Annotated in this window: 11 protein-coding genes; 2 read left to right on the top strand and 9 right to left on the bottom strand. The window is 60.4% G+C overall.

The window, feature by feature from the left end:
• Window positions 1–19: 19 nt before the first annotated feature.
• From VK98_RS12470 to VK98_RS23355, 3 genes are all read right to left on the bottom strand, one after another.
• Window positions 20–868, bottom strand: a complete 849-nt coding sequence (locus VK98_RS12470) for a flagellin (protein WP_048414322.1) — start codon at window positions 866–868, stop codon at window positions 20–22.
• 185 nt (window positions 869–1,053) lie between these two features.
• Window positions 1,054–1,902 (bottom strand): flagellin, encoded by an 849-nt coding sequence (locus VK98_RS12465; protein WP_048414321.1) that lies wholly within the window; start codon window positions 1,900–1,902, stop codon window positions 1,054–1,056.
• 194 nt (window positions 1,903–2,096) lie between these two features.
• Window positions 2,097–8,912: a glycosyltransferase gene (locus VK98_RS23355; RefSeq protein ID WP_082158956.1), complete on the bottom strand. Its 6,816-nt coding sequence runs from the start codon at window positions 8,910–8,912 to the stop codon at window positions 2,097–2,099.
• Window positions 8,913–9,804: 892 nt separating this feature from the next.
• Here VK98_RS23355 and VK98_RS22815 point away from each other — a divergent pair.
• Window positions 9,805–10,770, top strand: a complete 966-nt coding sequence (locus tag VK98_RS22815) for a glycosyltransferase family A protein (protein ID WP_082158955.1) — start codon at window positions 9,805–9,807, stop codon at window positions 10,768–10,770.
• Between the two features lie 22 nt (window positions 10,771–10,792).
• Window positions 10,793–11,578, top strand: a complete 786-nt coding sequence (gene rfbF / locus VK98_RS12445) for a glucose-1-phosphate cytidylyltransferase (protein ID WP_048414319.1) — start codon at window positions 10,793–10,795, stop codon at window positions 11,576–11,578.
• A gap of 4 nt (window positions 11,579–11,582) precedes the next feature.
• On the opposite strand, the gene VK98_RS12440 is transcribed toward rfbF, so the two are convergent.
• The 6 genes from VK98_RS12440 to VK98_RS12415 form a co-directional block, all read right to left on the bottom strand.
• The gene (locus VK98_RS12440; protein WP_048414318.1) at window positions 11,583–12,362 is read right to left on the bottom strand and encodes a cephalosporin hydroxylase family protein; all 780 of its coding nucleotides are present in this window, start codon (window positions 12,360–12,362) and stop codon (window positions 11,583–11,585) included.
• A gap of 69 nt (window positions 12,363–12,431) precedes the next feature.
• Window positions 12,432–13,076: a GNAT family N-acetyltransferase gene (locus tag VK98_RS22810; RefSeq protein WP_231589272.1), complete on the bottom strand. Its 645-nt coding sequence runs from the start codon at window positions 13,074–13,076 to the stop codon at window positions 12,432–12,434.
• A gap of 21 nt (window positions 13,077–13,097) precedes the next feature.
• Window positions 13,098–14,150, bottom strand: a complete 1,053-nt coding sequence (locus VK98_RS12430) for an N-acetylneuraminate synthase family protein (RefSeq protein ID WP_048414317.1) — start codon at window positions 14,148–14,150, stop codon at window positions 13,098–13,100.
• Between the two features lie 14 nt (window positions 14,151–14,164).
• Entirely contained in the window at window positions 14,165–15,952 is a 1,788-nt protein-coding gene (locus VK98_RS12425) for a thiamine pyrophosphate-binding protein (RefSeq protein WP_048414316.1), read from the bottom strand.
• Complete coding sequence (gene fabZ, locus VK98_RS12420) at window positions 15,952–16,440, bottom strand: 3-hydroxyacyl-ACP dehydratase FabZ (protein ID WP_048414315.1); 489 nt, start codon at window positions 16,438–16,440, stop codon at window positions 15,952–15,954. The genes VK98_RS12425 and fabZ overlap by 1 nt, the downstream gene beginning before the upstream one ends.
• The gene (locus VK98_RS12415; protein ID WP_048414314.1) at window positions 16,437–16,685 is read right to left on the bottom strand and encodes an acyl carrier protein; all 249 of its coding nucleotides are present in this window, start codon (window positions 16,683–16,685) and stop codon (window positions 16,437–16,439) included. Before VK98_RS12415 ends, fabZ begins: the two co-directional genes overlap by 4 nt.
• Between the last annotated feature and the right edge of the window lie 11 nt (window positions 16,686–16,696).

Raw genomic sequence — 16,696 nt, 5'->3', positions numbered from 1 at the left:
TCATACCATCATTCTAGACTTATTGCAGCAGGGTCAGTGCCGACTGCGGCAGCGAGTTGGCGTTCTTCAGAATCGAAGTACCGGCCTGTTGCAGAATCTGGTTCTTGGTCAGGGTAGCAGTTTCCGCGGCGAAGTCCACATCCACGATACGGCTGTTGGCTGCGGTCAGGTTTTCCACGTAGTTCTGCAGGTTGGCCACCACCGCGTCGAACCGGTTCTGCACCGCACCGAAGGTCGAACGGATGTTCGAGATCTGGGCGATGTCGGCGTCCAGCGAAGACAGCGCGCCCGATGCGCCACCTTGAGTCGTAACGCTCACGGTGCCGGTATTGGTCAGGCTCGAGTTGTAGCTGTTCAAAATCCCCGCGGAGGTCAGGTCGGTCGACGAGATCGAAACCTGGTTGGTCGCCGCGCCGGACGAGCCCACCTGGAAGGTCAGTACCGAGCCACCGGACAACAGGCTGGTGCCGTTGAACTGGGTGGTTTGCACGATACGCGAGATTTCCTGGGTCAGCTGGTCCACTTCGCTTTGCAGCTGCGAACGGTTGGTGTTGCTCACCGAGCCGTTGGACGCTTGCACCGCGATTTCACGGATACGCTGCAGGTTGTTGGCGATCTGGCCCAAGGCGCCTTCCGCGGTCTGACCTACGGAGATGCCATCGTTGGCGTTCTTGATCGCCTGGTTGTTACCGCGGATGGCGGCGCTCAGGGTCTGGGAAATCGCCAGACCGGCGGCATCGTCCTTCGCGCTGTTGACGCGCAGGCCGGAAGACAGACGTTGCAGCGAAACTTGCAACGAGTTGTTGGAGTTGCTGAGGTTGCGCTGCGCATTCAGCGAAGCAATGTTGGTGTTGACGGTAATAGCCATGGTGATTCTCCTGATGTTCAGTTGGGCAAAGCGACTTGCTTACTCACCATATCGTCAGGGCTTCTATAAACTTTACGGTCAAAACGTGAATTTTGCCAAAAACCTCACTCAAACTATGCCATTCTCCGTCCCAGCGCCAAAGTAAAACGGAGCTTTGCCCAAAAAGACAAAGCCCCCGTCCTTCATTACTGCAGCAGCGTCAGTGCCGACTGCGGCAGCGAGTTGGCGTTCTTCAGGATCGAAGTGCCGGCCTGTTGCAGAATCTGGTTCTTGGTCAGAGTAGCCGTTTCCGCGGCGAAGTCCACATCCACGATTCGGCTGTTGGCCGCCGTCAGGTTCTCGGTGTAGTTCTGCAGGTTGGAGACCACCGCGTCAAACCGGTTCTGCACCGCGCCGAAGGTCGAACGGATGTTCGAGATCTGGGCGATGTCGGCGTCCAGCGAGGACAAGGCGCCGGAGGCGCCGGCCTGCGTCGTCACGCTGATGGTGCCAGTATTGGTCAGACTGGAGTTGTAGGCGTTCAACGTGCCAGCCGAGGTCAGGTCGGTGGAGGAAATCGACACCTGGTTGGTCGCCGCGCCGGACGAGCCCACCTGGAAGGTCAGTACCGAACCGCCGGACAACAGGCTGGTGCCGTTGAACTGGGTGGTTTGCACGATACGCGAGATTTCCTGGGTCAGTTGGTCCACTTCGCTTTGCAGCTGCGAGCGGTTGGTGTTGCTCACCGAGCCGTTGGCGGCCTGCACCGCGATTTCGCGGATGCGCTGCATATTGTTGGCGATCTGGCCCAGCGCGCCTTCCGCGGTCTGACCTACGGAGATACCGTCGTTGGCGTTCTTGATCGCCTGGTTGTTGCCGCGGATGGCGGAGGTCAGGGTCTGGGAAATTGCCAGGCCCGCCGCGTCGTCCTTGGCGCTGTTGACGCGCAGACCGGAGGACAGGCGTTGCAACGAAACCTGCAGGGAGTTGCTGGATTGGTTGAGGTTGCGCTGAGCGTTCAGCGACGCAATATTGGTGTTTACTGTAATAGCCATGTGATTCCCCTTGAGATCAAGACTGCGTCAACCGGAGCGCCCGTATTCCGCAGCACAGCCATTAGATCGTCCAAAGGTTAATAAACTTGACCAAAATGGTATTTTTACCAATCAACGCCATTCAAACCGCCCATTAGAAAGAGCCGCTTTGGATCTCTACGATCGCAAAGCGGCTCTCCTGTCATCGCCAAGACTCAGCCGCGCAAGACTTTGGCCCAGTCCTCATGGTGGTCTTCCAGCCAATAATCACGTTCCACCCAGGCACGCAGCATGGCTCCTTCCCGCTCCGCCTGGTCCAGATCGTGCACGCGGTTGCGAATGGCCTCAACCCAGACGGAGACATCGTTCGGCACGCGGCACACGGGCGCGTCGTTGGTCTGATACGGATAGATGTCGGTGCACACCACCGGCCACCCCATCGCGCCGTACTCCAGCAAGCGCAGATTGCTCTTGGCCTCATTGAACGCGTTCATTTCCAAGGGCGCCACCGCCAGGTCCAGGTTCAAGGTTGCGACCTTTTCCGGATACTCGCCGAAGGGAACGCCCTGATGCGCCTCGGCCACGTACGGCCGGAACTGGGGCAAGCACATGCCCATGAACACCCAGTCGACTTCCTGGTGAGTCTGTTTGATCACTTCGAACAGCAGCTCAAGATCGCCGCGGTGCTGCGACGCTCCCACCCACCCCACTCTGGGCTTGGCGCCCACGCGACGCTGGGTTTGCAGTTCGCTCCAGATGCTGCGACGCAGCCGGTTGGGGATCACCGCAATCTCGTCGACCATGTCCCGAGTGAATTCGCGCAAAGGCTCCGTCGACACGACCAGCGCATCGGACATTTTCAGCGCCCGGCGCAGACGCTGCTTGGCGTCCGGGTAATGACGCCGCCAGTGGTCATACAAGTCGCTCTTCAGCGGCGTGCCGCCCACCAGGTCGTCAATGCCCAAGATGGTTCGAATGCCAGGGAAGTAGGACCGGTATTGCCCCAGCGCGTCCAGAACGCCATCGTTCACCGCGGTATGCAGCAATAAGACATCCGGCGCCATGCGCGCCATTTCCACCAGAGAGGGCAAGCCATGCACGGGCTGCAGAATCTCGCCGTCCAGCAAGCCGTGCTCTTGCAGCACCGACAAAGGCTGGCTCAAACGGTACTCGCCGCTACCGCCGGGCACCGGCACGCCCAATACCCGTTGCCGGCCGCCCAGGCTCGGATCCCAAGACACGTGCCGCTCGGTTTCCAGTTCCATTCTGCGTTTGCGCAGGGACAGATGCCGGTTGAAGCCGGGATCGCGCTTCAACACCGGCATCCAGGCATGCAGGAAGTTCTCCATCTCTCCACGCTCGCGAACCGCGGCCTGCAAGGCCACGCGCGGGTCTGAAGTGGTGCGGCCTATGCTCTTGGCGTGATGGTGGTACATCACCGCAAACGGATTGTAGACATTGCGCCAACCCGCCGCCTGAACCTTCAAACACAGATCGACATCGTTAAAGCAAACCTGGAATTTTTCCTCATCCATGCCTCCCACGTCCAGGTAGGTGGACTTGGCCACCATCAGGCAAGCGCCGGTGACGGCGGAGTAGTTCTGCATGGTCACCGCGCGGTTCATATAGCCGGGCAGGTTCATATCCTGCGGCTCGAACACGTGATCCGCCACCGAGTGCATGCCGCCCGGCAAACCCAGCACAATGCCGGCATGCTGAATTTGTCCGACTTCCGGGTACAGCAGACGGGCCCCCACCACCCCCACTCCCGGCTGCTGAGCTGTCGCCAGCATGCGTTCCAACCAGCTTTCCAGCGCCAGTTCGGTGTCGTTGTTCAGCAGCAGCAAATAATCGCCGCGCGCGTGCGCCGCGCCGAGGTTGCACTGGGCGGAGAAATTGAATGGCTGATCATATGCCACGATCTGGACGCGTCCGGGATGGCTCGCCTGCAGCGCCTGGTAATACTCCTGGGTTTCCGGCTGCTCCGAGCGGTTATCCACGATGATCAGCTCAAAATGCTGGTAGCCGGTGCGTTGCAGCACGCTGTCTATGCAAGGCTCCAGATATTCAAGCTTGTCCCGCGTCGGGATGATGATGGACACCAGCGGATCGCCTTGAACCTGGTACTCGAAATGGAAGGTGCCGTCCGCCAAGCCAGGCCCCACGCTGGCGGGCTGGTCGCCGCGCTTGGCATGCTCTTCCAATGCGACCTGGCAGGACGCCAGGCACAAGGGCTGTTGATCGGGATGCCGCCACGGCAAGGAAAGCAGCATGTCGTCGACATGACCGACGACATGCGCGCCTTGCAGTTCGAACAGACGCAGCAAGGCGTCAAAGTTGTACGCGCCGGGATAGGGCTGGAAGCCGCCCAGCATCGACAGCGCGGTCGTGGAGAACGCCACCGCGTCGCCGATGTAGTCCATCGAGCGCAGATATTCTGGAGAGAAGTCCGGCCGGAAAGCAGGCAGGAAGCGCTCCCCCATCGGCGAAACGACGTCGCTGTCGCAGTACACGGCCTTCCAATCCGGATGCTGATGGATGGCCTCGCCAAAACGCAGCAAAGCCTGCGGCTGTAGACGGAAGCCCGCCGGCAGCAACCACGTCCAGTCGGCCGCCACTTCGGAAATCACGCCGTTGATGGTCGCGGCCACCGCCTCAAAGTCGGTCAGATCATCCAACTGCACCCAACCCAGTTGATCGCTGCTGCTGAACACCGGATCCGGCACTGCGCTGTCGGACAGCACAATCAGCCTCCAATTCGGATAAAGCTGATTCTCCAAAGCGGCCAGGCTCTCCGCCAAGCGCGTCAGGCGGGTTTGCGGCGCCAATACGATCAGGTTGAACCAAGGCCGGCTCTGCCAGGCGGTGCACATCGACTCCGCCAACTGCTCAGCGTGAATTTCCCGCAAATTATGATTTCCCAGCCAGCGCCGGTAGTCTCGCAACGCGTACTGCTCGGGCTCGGAGAACGCATACGTGGTGACTTTGCCCATCTCGCTGATGCCGTTTGGCCGCAAACTCTTGGGCAGCAGCTGGCGCCATTGATCGAACAATAAAGGCACGGCGTCTTCCAGTACCCGACGTTCCTTGATGTAGTGCTGGGACAGCGCGATGCGCCGCTCCCTGAGGTCCGCGTCTTCGACCAGGGCCGCCAGCGCCTCGAACCACGCCTGTTCCGTGTTCTCCACCACGCTGGCCATGCCACTGTCCTTGAGCCAGGCGTAGGCCGGCGTATCGGACAATACCGTCGCCGCGCCGACGACGGAGTATTCCAGCCACTTCAAATCGGACTTGCTGTCGTTGAACGCGCCGTGAGCCAGCGGAGCAATGCCGATATCCAGGCGCAAGTCAGCAAGGTCGTTCAGAAACTTGCTGTAATTCACAAAGGAGGTGACTTGCCTGACATCCTTCATCCCCACCATGGATTTGGGGACCTCGCCCCAGAACACAAACTTCACCAAGCCGGCGTATTCTCGATAAATACGCATCAGCGCCGGTTCTATCGCCGCCATTTCCTTGCCGCGGGACGTGGTGCCGGCAAAACCGATGGTGACTTTGTCGTTGCGCGGTCTGGGCGTGACGAAGCGGTCCCGAGCCAGGGTGTTGGAGAAGACAAACACCTTGTCGTTGAAGGGACGCACCTTCTCCGCCAACGGCTCAGTGGTCACCGTCACCAATGCGCATTTGGGCAGCAGCCATTTGATCTGTTCGAAGGAAGACTCGCACTCCTTGTACATCAGGTGCGACTCCGGCATCTCCGGCAACCAGTCGTCCACTTCGTAAACGATGGGCTTGCCGGATTCGACCAGTTTTTCGAGCAGCGCCTTGCTCTCCGGCCTGGGGAACAAGCGCTGCACCAGGAAGATGTCCATTTCCCGGACGAAATCGTCGTCGCTGTCGAACGGGTACACGCCGTCATACAGATAGGCGGCGGAATGCTTGTAGTAATAGTGGTCGAACTCATTTCCCACCAACTGCAAGGCATCACCCAAGCGCAAGCGATAACAAGCCTCGTCCAAGGCGTCCCGGGTCAATACGCCGATTCTCGGCTTGCGGCGCGGCGCCTCGGAAGGAACGGCAGCGGGGCTCGCCAGCACTGCCATCTCCTGCTGGCCCTCGTTCTGCAAACGGTTCGCCTTGCCCCAGGAATACGACAACGGAATGTTTTGCAGCAGGCGGCTGCGCCATTGATGGCTCGGCACTGCTTGCAACATGCCTAGGGCGGCGCTCAGCACCGACTCCACCGTCAGCATATCCATGCAATACGCGTGTCCTCTACGGCACAGCGGCGCCGCTTCCGCCGGCAGTTGAGCCAGGCATCCCTTGCATTCGATGTCCGCGATCAAGCCTCGCGACGCGCCGCGCAGCGGCAAGCGCTGCGCCGGCTCGGCCATGCCGAACAAGCCAAGCACCGGCGTGCCAACCGCATGGGCAATGTGGATCAGCCCGGAATCCGGAGCGATCAGCATGTCGGCAACCGAAATCGCCGCGGCGGTTTCGACCAGACGCAACTCATTGACCAAGGACACCACGCCCGCTCTGGCCGCCTCGGGCACGTTGTCCAAGGTGAAGTCCTTGCCGCTTCCCAGCAGCACGATCCCGATATTGCGGGCGGCGAGCGCCGGCAGCAACTCTCCCCAACGCGCGGCCGGCCAGATGCGGTCCGGCGAGCTTGCCGCCATATGGATGGCCACCAGATGCTCCGGCTTTTTAGCCGCCAGCCAGCCAGAAGCTACGATCTTGTTGGCCAATGGCCGATAATCCTGCATCAGCCGCGGCAGCGAAGGGGCGCTCGGCGCAACGCCGCTGCGCCGCGCATAAGCCTCGATGATGTGCAAGTCCCTGGCATGCTCGTAAACGCCGTCCAGATCGATGAAAATGTCGTCCGGACGCTGCAGCAGCGACATGCAGCCGACGATATCGGCCTCTTCGATGGCTTGGAAGGCCTCAACCACCTGGGTTCTGACCAATAATTGCCGATCCGGATATTTACGGCGCAAAGCGGGCAACACCGTGCCGGCCAAGAGCGCATCGCCCATCGCGAAGCGTCTTTGAACGAGCACCCGCTTGGCCAAGGCCCGCGGCCTCGGCTGCTCCAGCACCAGAAGGAAGCCTTCGTCTTCGCCTGACTCTGCGCAATTCCGATGCAACAATCCGGACTGGAAGGTTTCCGGGGACACCAGCGACAGCCGCAGGCGATGCAAATCCACCTTTTCAAACACCCGCGAGCACAAGCGGCGCACTCTGGACTCGGTCCAGTTGGTCCAATGCGTCGGGTTCAGATGAGAACCGGCCCAACGTTCAGTGGGCAGGCTCAGCAGCAGCCGGCCGCCGGCGGCAATGCGCTCGGAAAGCTCCCACAAAAACAGTTCGGGGTCATCCGTATGCTCTATGGTTTCAAACGAGATCACCGTATCGTAGGCCGCGGGCGGCAGCGTGTTCAGCAGGCGCGCCTCAAATCGGCAATTCTCGGCGTTCCGGGGGATGAAACGCTGGGAAAAACGAATCGCGTCGGCATTGAGGTCAATGCCGGTGTAATCGCTCATGCTGCCCGCGTCCGCCAGGATATGCCAGCCGTAGCCGGCTCCCGACGCACAGTCCAGCACCCGGCCCAGCGGACCAAGCTCGGCAGCCGTCCGATAGCGCAAAGCATGCTGAACCAAGGTTGCGTAGCCCTCCAGCCCCGGCAGAAAACGCCCGGTTCCGCTCTGCTCGAGCTCGCGCGCCAAGGCCGAGTCGCGAACCTGCGCATGGTTGGGCTGAATCCCCTTCGCGCCATCCTGCAACAGATCGGTCAGACGATCCAAAGCGTCCTCAGGCCAAGCGCCGAGCAAGGACGGCAGCACCCAACGGCCATCCCCGTCGCGGTATAGCGCCATCAATTGCATGAACTGCCCGTCGGGGTCTTGCAAGGTTGCGTCAAAGCACTCCACCCCCAGCAAACGATCCAGACGAGTCCATTCATGACGGATGGTCGCCAGCGTCATCACCCCGGCCTGCGCGGCGAACGATTCCGCATAAGCAAAACTGGAAACCTGGATCCGGTCTATCTGCGCTTCAGCCATGACTCGCCAGCGAGCGCCTTCCAGCAACGGGCTTCTCAGCATCGGCGCCTGAGGATATTGCTGGCGAAATACGCTGGACAACTGGCCTACCAGGTTGTCGGCCGCGCCTCGATCGGTCAGCAGCCATGGCCGATTGACCGGCAACAGCGCCTGCAAGGCCAAGCGAACCAGCAACTCGTCGGCATAGACCTCGCACAGCAGCTCAAGCCAGCCCACCAATTCGCGCTGCAACCACAGAACTCTTTCTTCCTCCCCCTTGGCCAGCACGTCGACATGGGAAGCCGCAGCCTGGGCCGCGTGGGTCACGACCACGGTTTCACCGCCAGCAAACGCCTGCCGCAAACGACGATGCAGCCATTGATGAGGCGACAGACGGCGCGCTCCTGCGGCCAACTGCAAAAGCCAGCTTTTACGCAGCCAGCCGTTGGCTTGCTGCGCCAATAGCCAACTGGGCTCCCCGCATTGCTGAAGATGAGCGGCGAAGGCCTCCGTGCTGTCCAATTGAAAGCGGCCATAATCGTCTTCGCTCTGTCGCGCGCGCTCGCGGCGCAAAGGCACCCCGCCCGGCAGACAAGCCCAGCTATCGCTCACACGCCAATGGGCGCCGTCGTCAGCGGTCGGCGCCATATCGATAGGCAAGCAGAGACCGCAAGCAAAGCCCACCCAATCACCGCCGGCCGCAGCCAGGTTATGCGCGTCCAGCATGGGCAAGCCATTGACAAACGGAACCAAACACACCTTGGAACGGGCCTGCAGCGTCGACAGCGCCGGCGACATCAACTGGGCATTGATCACCAGCACCAACTCAAACTGATTGGGGTCATGCGCGGCAAGATAGGCCTGGACTTGCTCCAACTCCGCTTGAGTTTCGACAGTGAGAAAAAGTGAGTTCATCTTGTTGGTTTCCTGAATGGCGACAGCACAGCCCGCCAGGCTAAGACGGCAGGTTAAAATTCGGGTTGCCATATATTACTGAGAAACGTCATGGGCAACAGCCCAAATCATGCCGAAATACCCGAAATCAAAGAGCATGGCCGCACTCCGGCAGCTCGACGCCGGCATGAGCGCCCGCCTGCGACGCGACAGGCCGGCCTTTCCGAAGGATAGCCCGCGGACGCCGACAAGATACAGGACCGCCGGACACAATCCCATGTCATCTTCGTACAGGGACTCGGCAAGAAGCGCCAAGCGATACGGCGCCTTCCCCCCGAACCGGTCCAGAACGGCCCCCTCCTCCGGCAACGAGGCGAACCTGACAAAGCACACTTCGAGCCGCTAACAAAACCACGCAGAGAACCCGAGCCAAGGCGCGTCGACGCAGGCAGTACAAGTAACGGCAAGGAGGCGTAACGCAGGATCAGGGATTTTGTTGGCGGATCTTAACGCAAGCGTCATCAATGGTACGATTACCGCATGCAGGCGATGCCGGCCACCGGCGTCCCCTCTCCGGATAGTGGCTATAATGCGGCAGCGCCCGCCAACGCCGACACGGTGGCGGACGGGCCTTGCGCATAAGCTTGATTTGCGCAGAGCGCCTTGAGTTGAACGCGGATACTCCAAACATGGCAGTACGCATTGCGGTAAAGCCCCAGCCTAGCGGGCCCGCGCTTCCAGCCGCGCCCAACAGGACGTGTCTGCCGCGCTCGGCCTCCCCGCCTCCCGGGCAGGGAGTCGGCGGCACGCTATCCCGCCTGGGTAGGATAAGCGCGCTTCCCATCGCGCTCGCAACAGCGGCTTCACCGCTTGTCGCCGTAACGCTCAAGACATCCCCGACTGCGGTTTGCAGTCGCCGGTTTTCATTGGGCTTGGCTAGAATGCAGGCAGCAGCAACGACTTCCAATCTATACAAGGCAGAATAATGACTATTCCAAAAGTAAGCATCGGCATGCCCGTCTACCGGGAGGCAAGATATCTGGACATGACTTTGCAATCGTTGCTGGGGCAAACTTACGGCGATTTCGAACTGATCATCTCCGACAACCATTCAGACGACGGCACTTACGAACTGCTGCAAAGCTATGCCGCGGTGGATGCCCGCATCACCTTGCTGCGCACTGAGGAAACGGTGGCCGCACCGCAGAACTTCTACCGGATTTTCGATCGCTGCCGCGGTGAATACATGATGTTCGCCGCCGGTCACGACTTGTATCACAAGCAATACATCGAACGCTGCGTCGCCCAGTTGGACAACCAGCCGGATGTGGTCCTGGCGGTCACCGCCTCCGCCTTTTTCAATGAAAGCGGCGTGGGCAGCCAGATCGGCGGCATCTTCGATACGCGCGGCATGGACACCTTCTCGCGCATGCATGTGGTGGCCTGGGGCCTGGTCTACGCCTACCAGGCCTACGGCATGAACCGCATGTCCGCCTTCCGCAAAGTGCAATACCGCAATGTGGCGATGCCCATCGTCGGCATCGACCATGTCCTGTTGTTTGAAATGGCCGCTCAAGGCTCGTTCTCTTACGATCCTGAAATTCTGTTCTTCATGCGTCAGGCTCACGACTACGGCGACCAGGAGGCCTATAAGCGCAAGCTGATGCTAGACGGTCTGGACGGTTTCGCCAGCTACGAAAACCAGATCAACGCCTACATAGACGTCATCAGGCGCAACCTGCCCGCCGGGCCGGAACGGGATATGATGATCAACAGCATCACCAGCTGCTGCCTGCTCAAGTATCGCAACACCCTGGCATGCTATGGCTTGTCCTTTCCTCAAATCAGCGAGGAAACCTCGCCCATTCTGACCGAATACATCAAGGCGCAGACCTCGGCCGCCAACTTCATGGATGTGCTGCTGCACGAGCGTTACGGCAGCATTCGTTGATTGACGCCTTGGAACATCGCAGATGAAAGCAGTGATCCTGGCCGGCGGGCTCGGCACCCGGATATCCGAGGAAAGCCACCTCAAACCCAAGCCTATGATCAGCGTGGGAGGCCGGCCCATCCTATGGCACATCATGAAAATTTTTTCCGCCCACGGCATCAATGACTTCATCATTTGTCTGGGCTACAAGGGCTATGTGATCAAGGAATATTTCACCAACTATTTCCTGCACATGTCCGATGTGACATTCGATTTTTCCCAGAACCAGATGAAAGTACACCGCCAACATGCGGAGCCCTGGCATGTGACCCTGGTCAATACCGGGGAGCACACGATGACCGGAGGCCGGCTCAAGCGCGTGGCCGCTTATCTGCCGGCTGGTGAAGCCTTCTGTTTCACTTATGGCGATGGACTGGCCGACATCGACCTGACGGCGGAGATCGCCTTTCACCGTGAACACGGCAAATTGGCGACGGTGGCGGCGGTGCAGGCGCCGGGACGGTTTGGCGCGCTAGTGACCAAAGGCGGCCGGGTCACTGGCTTCAAGGAAAAGCCGCCGGGAGACGGAGGCTGGATCAACGGCGGATTTTTCGTCCTGCAGCCCGAAGTCATCGCCTTGATCGACGGGGACCACTCCAGTTGGGAAGGCGAACCCATGGCGAAGCTGGCCGCCATGGGACAACTGGCCGCCTTCGAGCATGCCGGCTTCTGGCAGCCGATGGATACGCTGCGCGAAAAAATCCAGCTGGACGAACTGTGGGAAAGCGGCCGGGCGCCGTGGCGGGTCTGGCAGCCCGAGCCGTCTTGATGGTTCAGGCGATACGCTTCAGATAGCCGTCCGGCGCAACGGTGATCAGCAATTTGTGGTGAATATCGGCGTCGATCTCAAACTCGGGATGCTGGGCCAGATATTCGCGCACCGCGGTTTTAGGGTTGTTGCCCGGCCCCCAAGGCCGATCCGCCGAGAGCTCCGCCGGCATCTCGTCGACGATGGTGTCGAAAACCACGCAATAGCTTCCAGCCGTCACCAAGGGCGCATACGCCTTCAACTCGGCCAGCACATGCTCATGGGTATGGTTGGAATCCAAGCTCACCAAGATGCGCCGATACCCTTTGGCGATGTCGGCGACCTTGGCTATCGTCTCCGGCGCCACGCTGGAACCCTCTATCATCTGAATCCAGTTGGCCATCGGATGGTTCTCGATCGCCACGCGGTTATGCGAGCGGATATCGATGTCCAGGCCCAAGACCTTTCGCCGCGTCTTGGCGGGATCGCAAGCCACGCCGCTCTCCACCGCCTCGCACATGTCCAGCATGGCCAGCAAGGAAGCGTAATACACCAGAGAGCCGCCATGGGCGATGCCCGCCTCGATGATGAGATCCGGCTTCACCTGCCAGATCAATTCCTGCATCGCCCAGGCGTCGTTGGGAAACTGGATCGCCGGCCGGCCCATCCAGGCGAAATTATAGGACCACTTGTGCCGGGCCACCTCGCGGGTCCAGACGCGCGACAGTTGCTGGAGCTCTTGGTCTTCCGCCAGGCCTTGAATATTTTGCTCAACTTCTCGAGCAAACTTTTGAATCTCGTCCATTTGGGTGCTTCCTTCAATATGGAATCCGGCAGCGGAACGGCGAAACCGCCCCGAGCTCGGAGAAAAACATCACTCTGGCTGTTCGATCACGAGCAGGAAACAATAACGCGCATCGGGGCTGGCCTCTCCCGGCTCGCCCATCTCCCAGCGCGTTTCCCCGTCCTTGGCGCGTTTGATCAGCGGGTGACGCAGCCAGCCGGCAAAGCCGATCTGCTTGTTCATCATCACCGAGGCCACGTTGTCCGTCATCACATAAGCATGAACGCGCCGCACGGCGGCCTCTTGCAATAGCCAGGCGACCAATCGCCTGCCGGCGTGGACAAACAGCTTGGGATGTCCCAGGCGCTCGCCTCGCATCGCGTTGTCGAGCAAAACCTCGTCGCGGCTCAGGTCCTTGAAGCCGAAATGCCCGACCACCTGGCCATCCGCGCAAACCAGAAACAACAACTGTCCCGGCGTTTTGAACAGCACCTCGCTCATCCAGTTTCGGGTCCGCTCAGGCGTCGCGACAAAATGGCTCAGAAAGTTCGCCATATTCTGATTGCGCCACTCGGTGAGTTTGCGAATGATCTCCGCGTCGTCCAAATCGGCCCGCGTCAGCGGCCGCAACACGCCGCACAGCTGGCCGTCATCGTCCAGAATGTCGAGCTCCAGCGTCTGCCGGCCTGCGATCACGTCGTCCAGGCGGGGCTGGATGGCATTAGGCGTTATCACGTTCAATATCCAATCCCGGTCTTAGATGGAGGCTGGCTCATGGTCCGCCAGCGACGACCAGCTCAGCACCGTCTCAGCGCCAAGATCGTGCTTGAGCGTCCGCCCAAGCACCATCGCCAGCAGCGATGGCGCGATGCCGTCGCCGGGACGTTTGGCGTCGAGATCGGCCTCGGTCAACACATGGCCGGCGGGCAAAGCGCGTCGGGTGACGATGCTGCGCCGCATTTTCCGCGCCTGAGCCTGCTCTTCCACGCTCAGCACGCGTCCGGCGCCGCCCATGGCCTCGTGCACCCGATGGCAGGCTCTTATCATCGCCCGCATTTCTTCGGGCTCGGTCGCCATCTGATTGTCCATGCCTATGCGCGAGCTATCCAAGGTGAAGTGCTTCTCAATCAGGCAAGCCCCCAGCGCCACCGCGGCGGCGGGTATCTCGATTCCCTGGCTGTGATCGGAATAACCGATGGGGAAGGCCGGAAATTCGCTGCGCAGACCGATGATGTTCTGCAAACGAACCAGTTGCGGGGGAGACGGGTAGATCGAGGTGCAATGCAGGATGATCAACTGACGGTTTCCGCTGGCTTCGATCACGCGCGCGGCTTCGCGAATCTCTTCTAAAGTGCCCATGCCGGTGGACAGCACCAGCGGCGCGCCCAAACGCCCCAGTTGCTCAAGATAAGGCAGATTGTTGAGCTCCATCGAAGCGATCTTGATAAAGGGCGCCTTGCACTCGGCCACCAGGAATTTCGCCTCCTGAATGGAGTAAGGCGTCGAGGCGAAATCGATGCCCTGCGCGGCGGCGTATCCGGCCAGCTCCTTGAGTTGGGCGCTGTCCAGAGCAAACTTTTTGACGATGCGCTTGGCGATGGCGTTGGCCTGGTAATAGCTGTCGCAATAAAGCGTCTCCGCACTCCAGGACTGAAACTTCACGCAATCACAGCCGGCCGCCTTGGCCTCGTCTATCATCGCGCGCGCAATGCCCAGATCGCCGAAATGGCTAGTATTGAGTTCGGCGACCACATAGGGCTTTAGATAATCCCCAATTTGGCGTCCATTGCCTAGGGTGATAACTGACATGCAAGGTCTCCGACTTACTGGTCGATAGGCTCGACTATCATTTCTCGCAAAAACAATTCGCGCTCAAGAAAAGGTTGCTGGTCTTCCAGCGGGCGACGCACGAACCTGCGGTCCGTTTCGCTGCGGGCATGGCCCAGCTCGATATACCCCTGGTCCACGCGCCCCATGATTTCGCACAACACCGGCCCTTCGTGGGCCAGCATGGAGGCCAAGCCGGCATCCAGTTCGCCAGCCCGCTCGATCCGCTGGTAATGGAAACCGAAACACTGGGCCAATTGGGCAAAATCGGGGCAACTGACGCCGTTGTCCGGATCCGTGCCTATGGTCCGCTTGCGGAACAGATCGCGCTGCCGCCGCCGGATGATGGAGTAAACATTGTTGTTGATCACCACCACCTTGATCGGCAAACGCTGGTAGCGGATGCTCTCCAGCTCCTGCAGATTCATCATGATGGAGCCGTCGCCGATGACGGCGACCACTGGATGCTCGCGACCATGCCATGCGCCGATGGCCGCAGGCAAGGCGAAACCCATAGCGCCTTGGGAAACCGGATGGATGCAATGGATCCCGTCGGCGAAACGCATATTGGTCGGCAGAATGACTTCGACCAGGCCAGAGTCCGTCACTAGCGTGGCCGGCGCTGGCAGCGTCCGCCCCAGGGTCTCGGCCAGCTGATAAAGATCGACGGCGTCGTCAGAGGCGAACGCCGGTTCAACCGCGCCGAACAGCGCTTTCCAATGCCGACACTTGTCGGCCCATGGCGCCGGAGCCGTCGGCATATTCTCGCTCAACAGCGCGCAGAGGAAGGCATAGACGTCGGCTTGCAGCAATTGGTCGATGCGGACGCCGTCCTTGCTGTGTTCCACCGGATCGATGTCCACGACGACGGTATGCGCGCCGCGCGCGAATTTGCAGAAGTCAGGACCGGTTGTCAGCGAAGACAGCCGCGAGCCCAGCACCAGCACGAAGTCGGCGTTCTGCACCGCGAAATTGCCGGCGCGCGAGCAGCCCATCGACCCAACCGAGCCTATGGACAAATCATGGGCCGCGCCATAGCTGTCCGGCGCGGCGCTGGTATAGGTCAGCGGAATATTGCAGCGCTCGACCAGAGTCTTGAGCAAATCCTCCGCCCCCGCGGCGCGCACGCCGCTGCCAATCAGCAATACCGGTCGTTGCGCGTCGCGCAAGCGAGCGCGCACCGCGGCCACGTCTGCCGGCGCAGGAAGCGGCGGCGCGTCTGGAGGGGCTGCGGGACGCTCCAGCTGCTCGGGGTCGATCAGCGCGCTTTGCAGGTCGAGCGGGATGTCCAGCCAAACCGGGCCTTTGCGGCCGGACATGGCTTGCCGCAGCGCCTCTTCCATCGCCGGCACGATCTCCTCCGGGGTGGAGATCATGCGCGCAAACTTGGTCATCGGGCTCACCAGGCTCACGATGTCGGCCTCTTGCTGCCCGTAAGTGCGCAGGGGAATGCCGGTGTGGCGGCTGGTCTCGCGCAAAGTGTTCTGGCCCGAGATGAAAACGCATGGCACCGCGTCCTGCCAGGCGCAGAGCACGCCGGTCAAGGTATTGGTGGATGCGCAGCCAGTCGAAACCAGGCAAGCGCCCAAACCGCCTCTTTGCTCGGCGTAAGCCAAGGCGGCAAACGCGCAGGACTGCTCATGGTGCAAGGACACCGGCCGCAAAGCCGCATGCTTGGCCAAGGCGTCGTTCAGGAACAAAGACCCGCGCCCGGTCACTTGGAACACATGTTCCACGCCGGCTTGCGCCAGCCGCTGCATGATGTAGTCCGCAACCCGCATCATCACGCTTCCCTCGCGGCCTTGGGCTTGAATTGATCGAGAATGTCCGGCACCGCCACCACGAATTCGGCGCTGCACGCCGGCTCGCCGTCCACATAGCTTTCGGCCGAGCCGATGGCGATGCCGCGCTTGAAGGACTTCAAGCTGGCTTCGACGCGCAGGGTATCGCCCGGCACGATCTTGCGTTTGAACCGGATATTGTTGATTGAGACGAAGTTGGTCTTCATTCCCTTGTACTCATCCTTGCACAAGAAAGTGAGGATGAAGGCCTGAACCAGGGTCTCGATCTGCACAAAGCCGGGCACATTGGGCTCATCATCGAAATGGCCGGGGAAAAACCACTCGTTGTAAGTAAAACGCTTGATGCCGGTAGCCCGTTCACCGGGCAGCAGTTCCACGATCTTGTCGATCAACAGCACCGGATACCGATTGCGCTGACATTGGATGATCTCCTTGATGTCGAGGGCCGCCGGTCCGTTCAGGGTGCTCATGCCGCCGGCTCGACGACGACGTTGTACTTGGCCAAAATCGCCTGACCCGCCGCATAGCTGGAAAACTCGATGATGTCGTCGATATCCATCTCGATGTCGAATGCATCTTCCAGCGCCGCCATCAAGGCCATATGCCCAACGCTGTCCCAAGCCGCGATGTCTTGATACTTCAGCGCAGCCAAATCCTTTTGCTCCACCATGAAGGTTTCCATGAAAGCCTGGTCGTATTTTTCAAGATGACTCATCGCTTAACCTG

Source organism: Chromobacterium sp. LK11 (assembly GCF_001043705.1).
GTDB classification, from domain to species: domain Bacteria; phylum Pseudomonadota; class Gammaproteobacteria; order Burkholderiales; family Chromobacteriaceae; genus Chromobacterium; species Chromobacterium alkanivorans.
Note: the sequence above shows the minus strand (reverse complement) of the source record. Positions and strands in the feature narration are given on the sequence as shown.

What these genes read in the sequence shown, in the direction of transcription:
- VK98_RS12470 (WP_048414322.1), bottom strand. Translation starts at nt 868, where the DNA reads ATGGCTATTACCGTCAACACCAACATTGCTTCGCTGAATGCGCAGCGC.
- VK98_RS12465 (WP_048414321.1), bottom strand. Translation starts at nt 1,902, where the DNA reads ATGGCTATTACAGTAAACACCAATATTGCGTCGCTGAACGCTCAGCGC.
- VK98_RS23355 (WP_082158956.1), bottom strand. Translation starts at nt 8,912, where the DNA reads ATGGCAACCCGAATTTTAACCTGCCGTCTTAGCCTGGCGGGCTGTGCT.
- VK98_RS22815 (WP_082158955.1), top strand. Translation starts at nt 9,805, where the DNA reads ATGACTATTCCAAAAGTAAGCATCGGCATGCCCGTCTACCGGGAGGCA.
- rfbF (WP_048414319.1), top strand. Translation starts at nt 10,793, where the DNA reads ATGAAAGCAGTGATCCTGGCCGGCGGGCTCGGCACCCGGATATCCGAG.
- VK98_RS12440 (WP_048414318.1), bottom strand. Translation starts at nt 12,362, where the DNA reads ATGGACGAGATTCAAAAGTTTGCTCGAGAAGTTGAGCAAAATATTCAA.
- VK98_RS12430 (WP_048414317.1), bottom strand. Translation starts at nt 14,150, where the DNA reads ATGTCAGTTATCACCCTAGGCAATGGACGCCAAATTGGGGATTATCTA.
- VK98_RS12425 (WP_048414316.1), bottom strand. Translation starts at nt 15,952, where the DNA reads ATGATGCGGGTTGCGGACTACATCATGCAGCGGCTGGCGCAAGCCGGC.
- fabZ (WP_048414315.1), bottom strand. Translation starts at nt 16,440, where the DNA reads ATGAGCACCCTGAACGGACCGGCGGCCCTCGACATCAAGGAGATCATC.
- VK98_RS12415 (WP_048414314.1), bottom strand. Translation starts at nt 16,685, where the DNA reads ATGAGTCATCTTGAAAAATACGACCAGGCTTTCATGGAAACCTTCATG.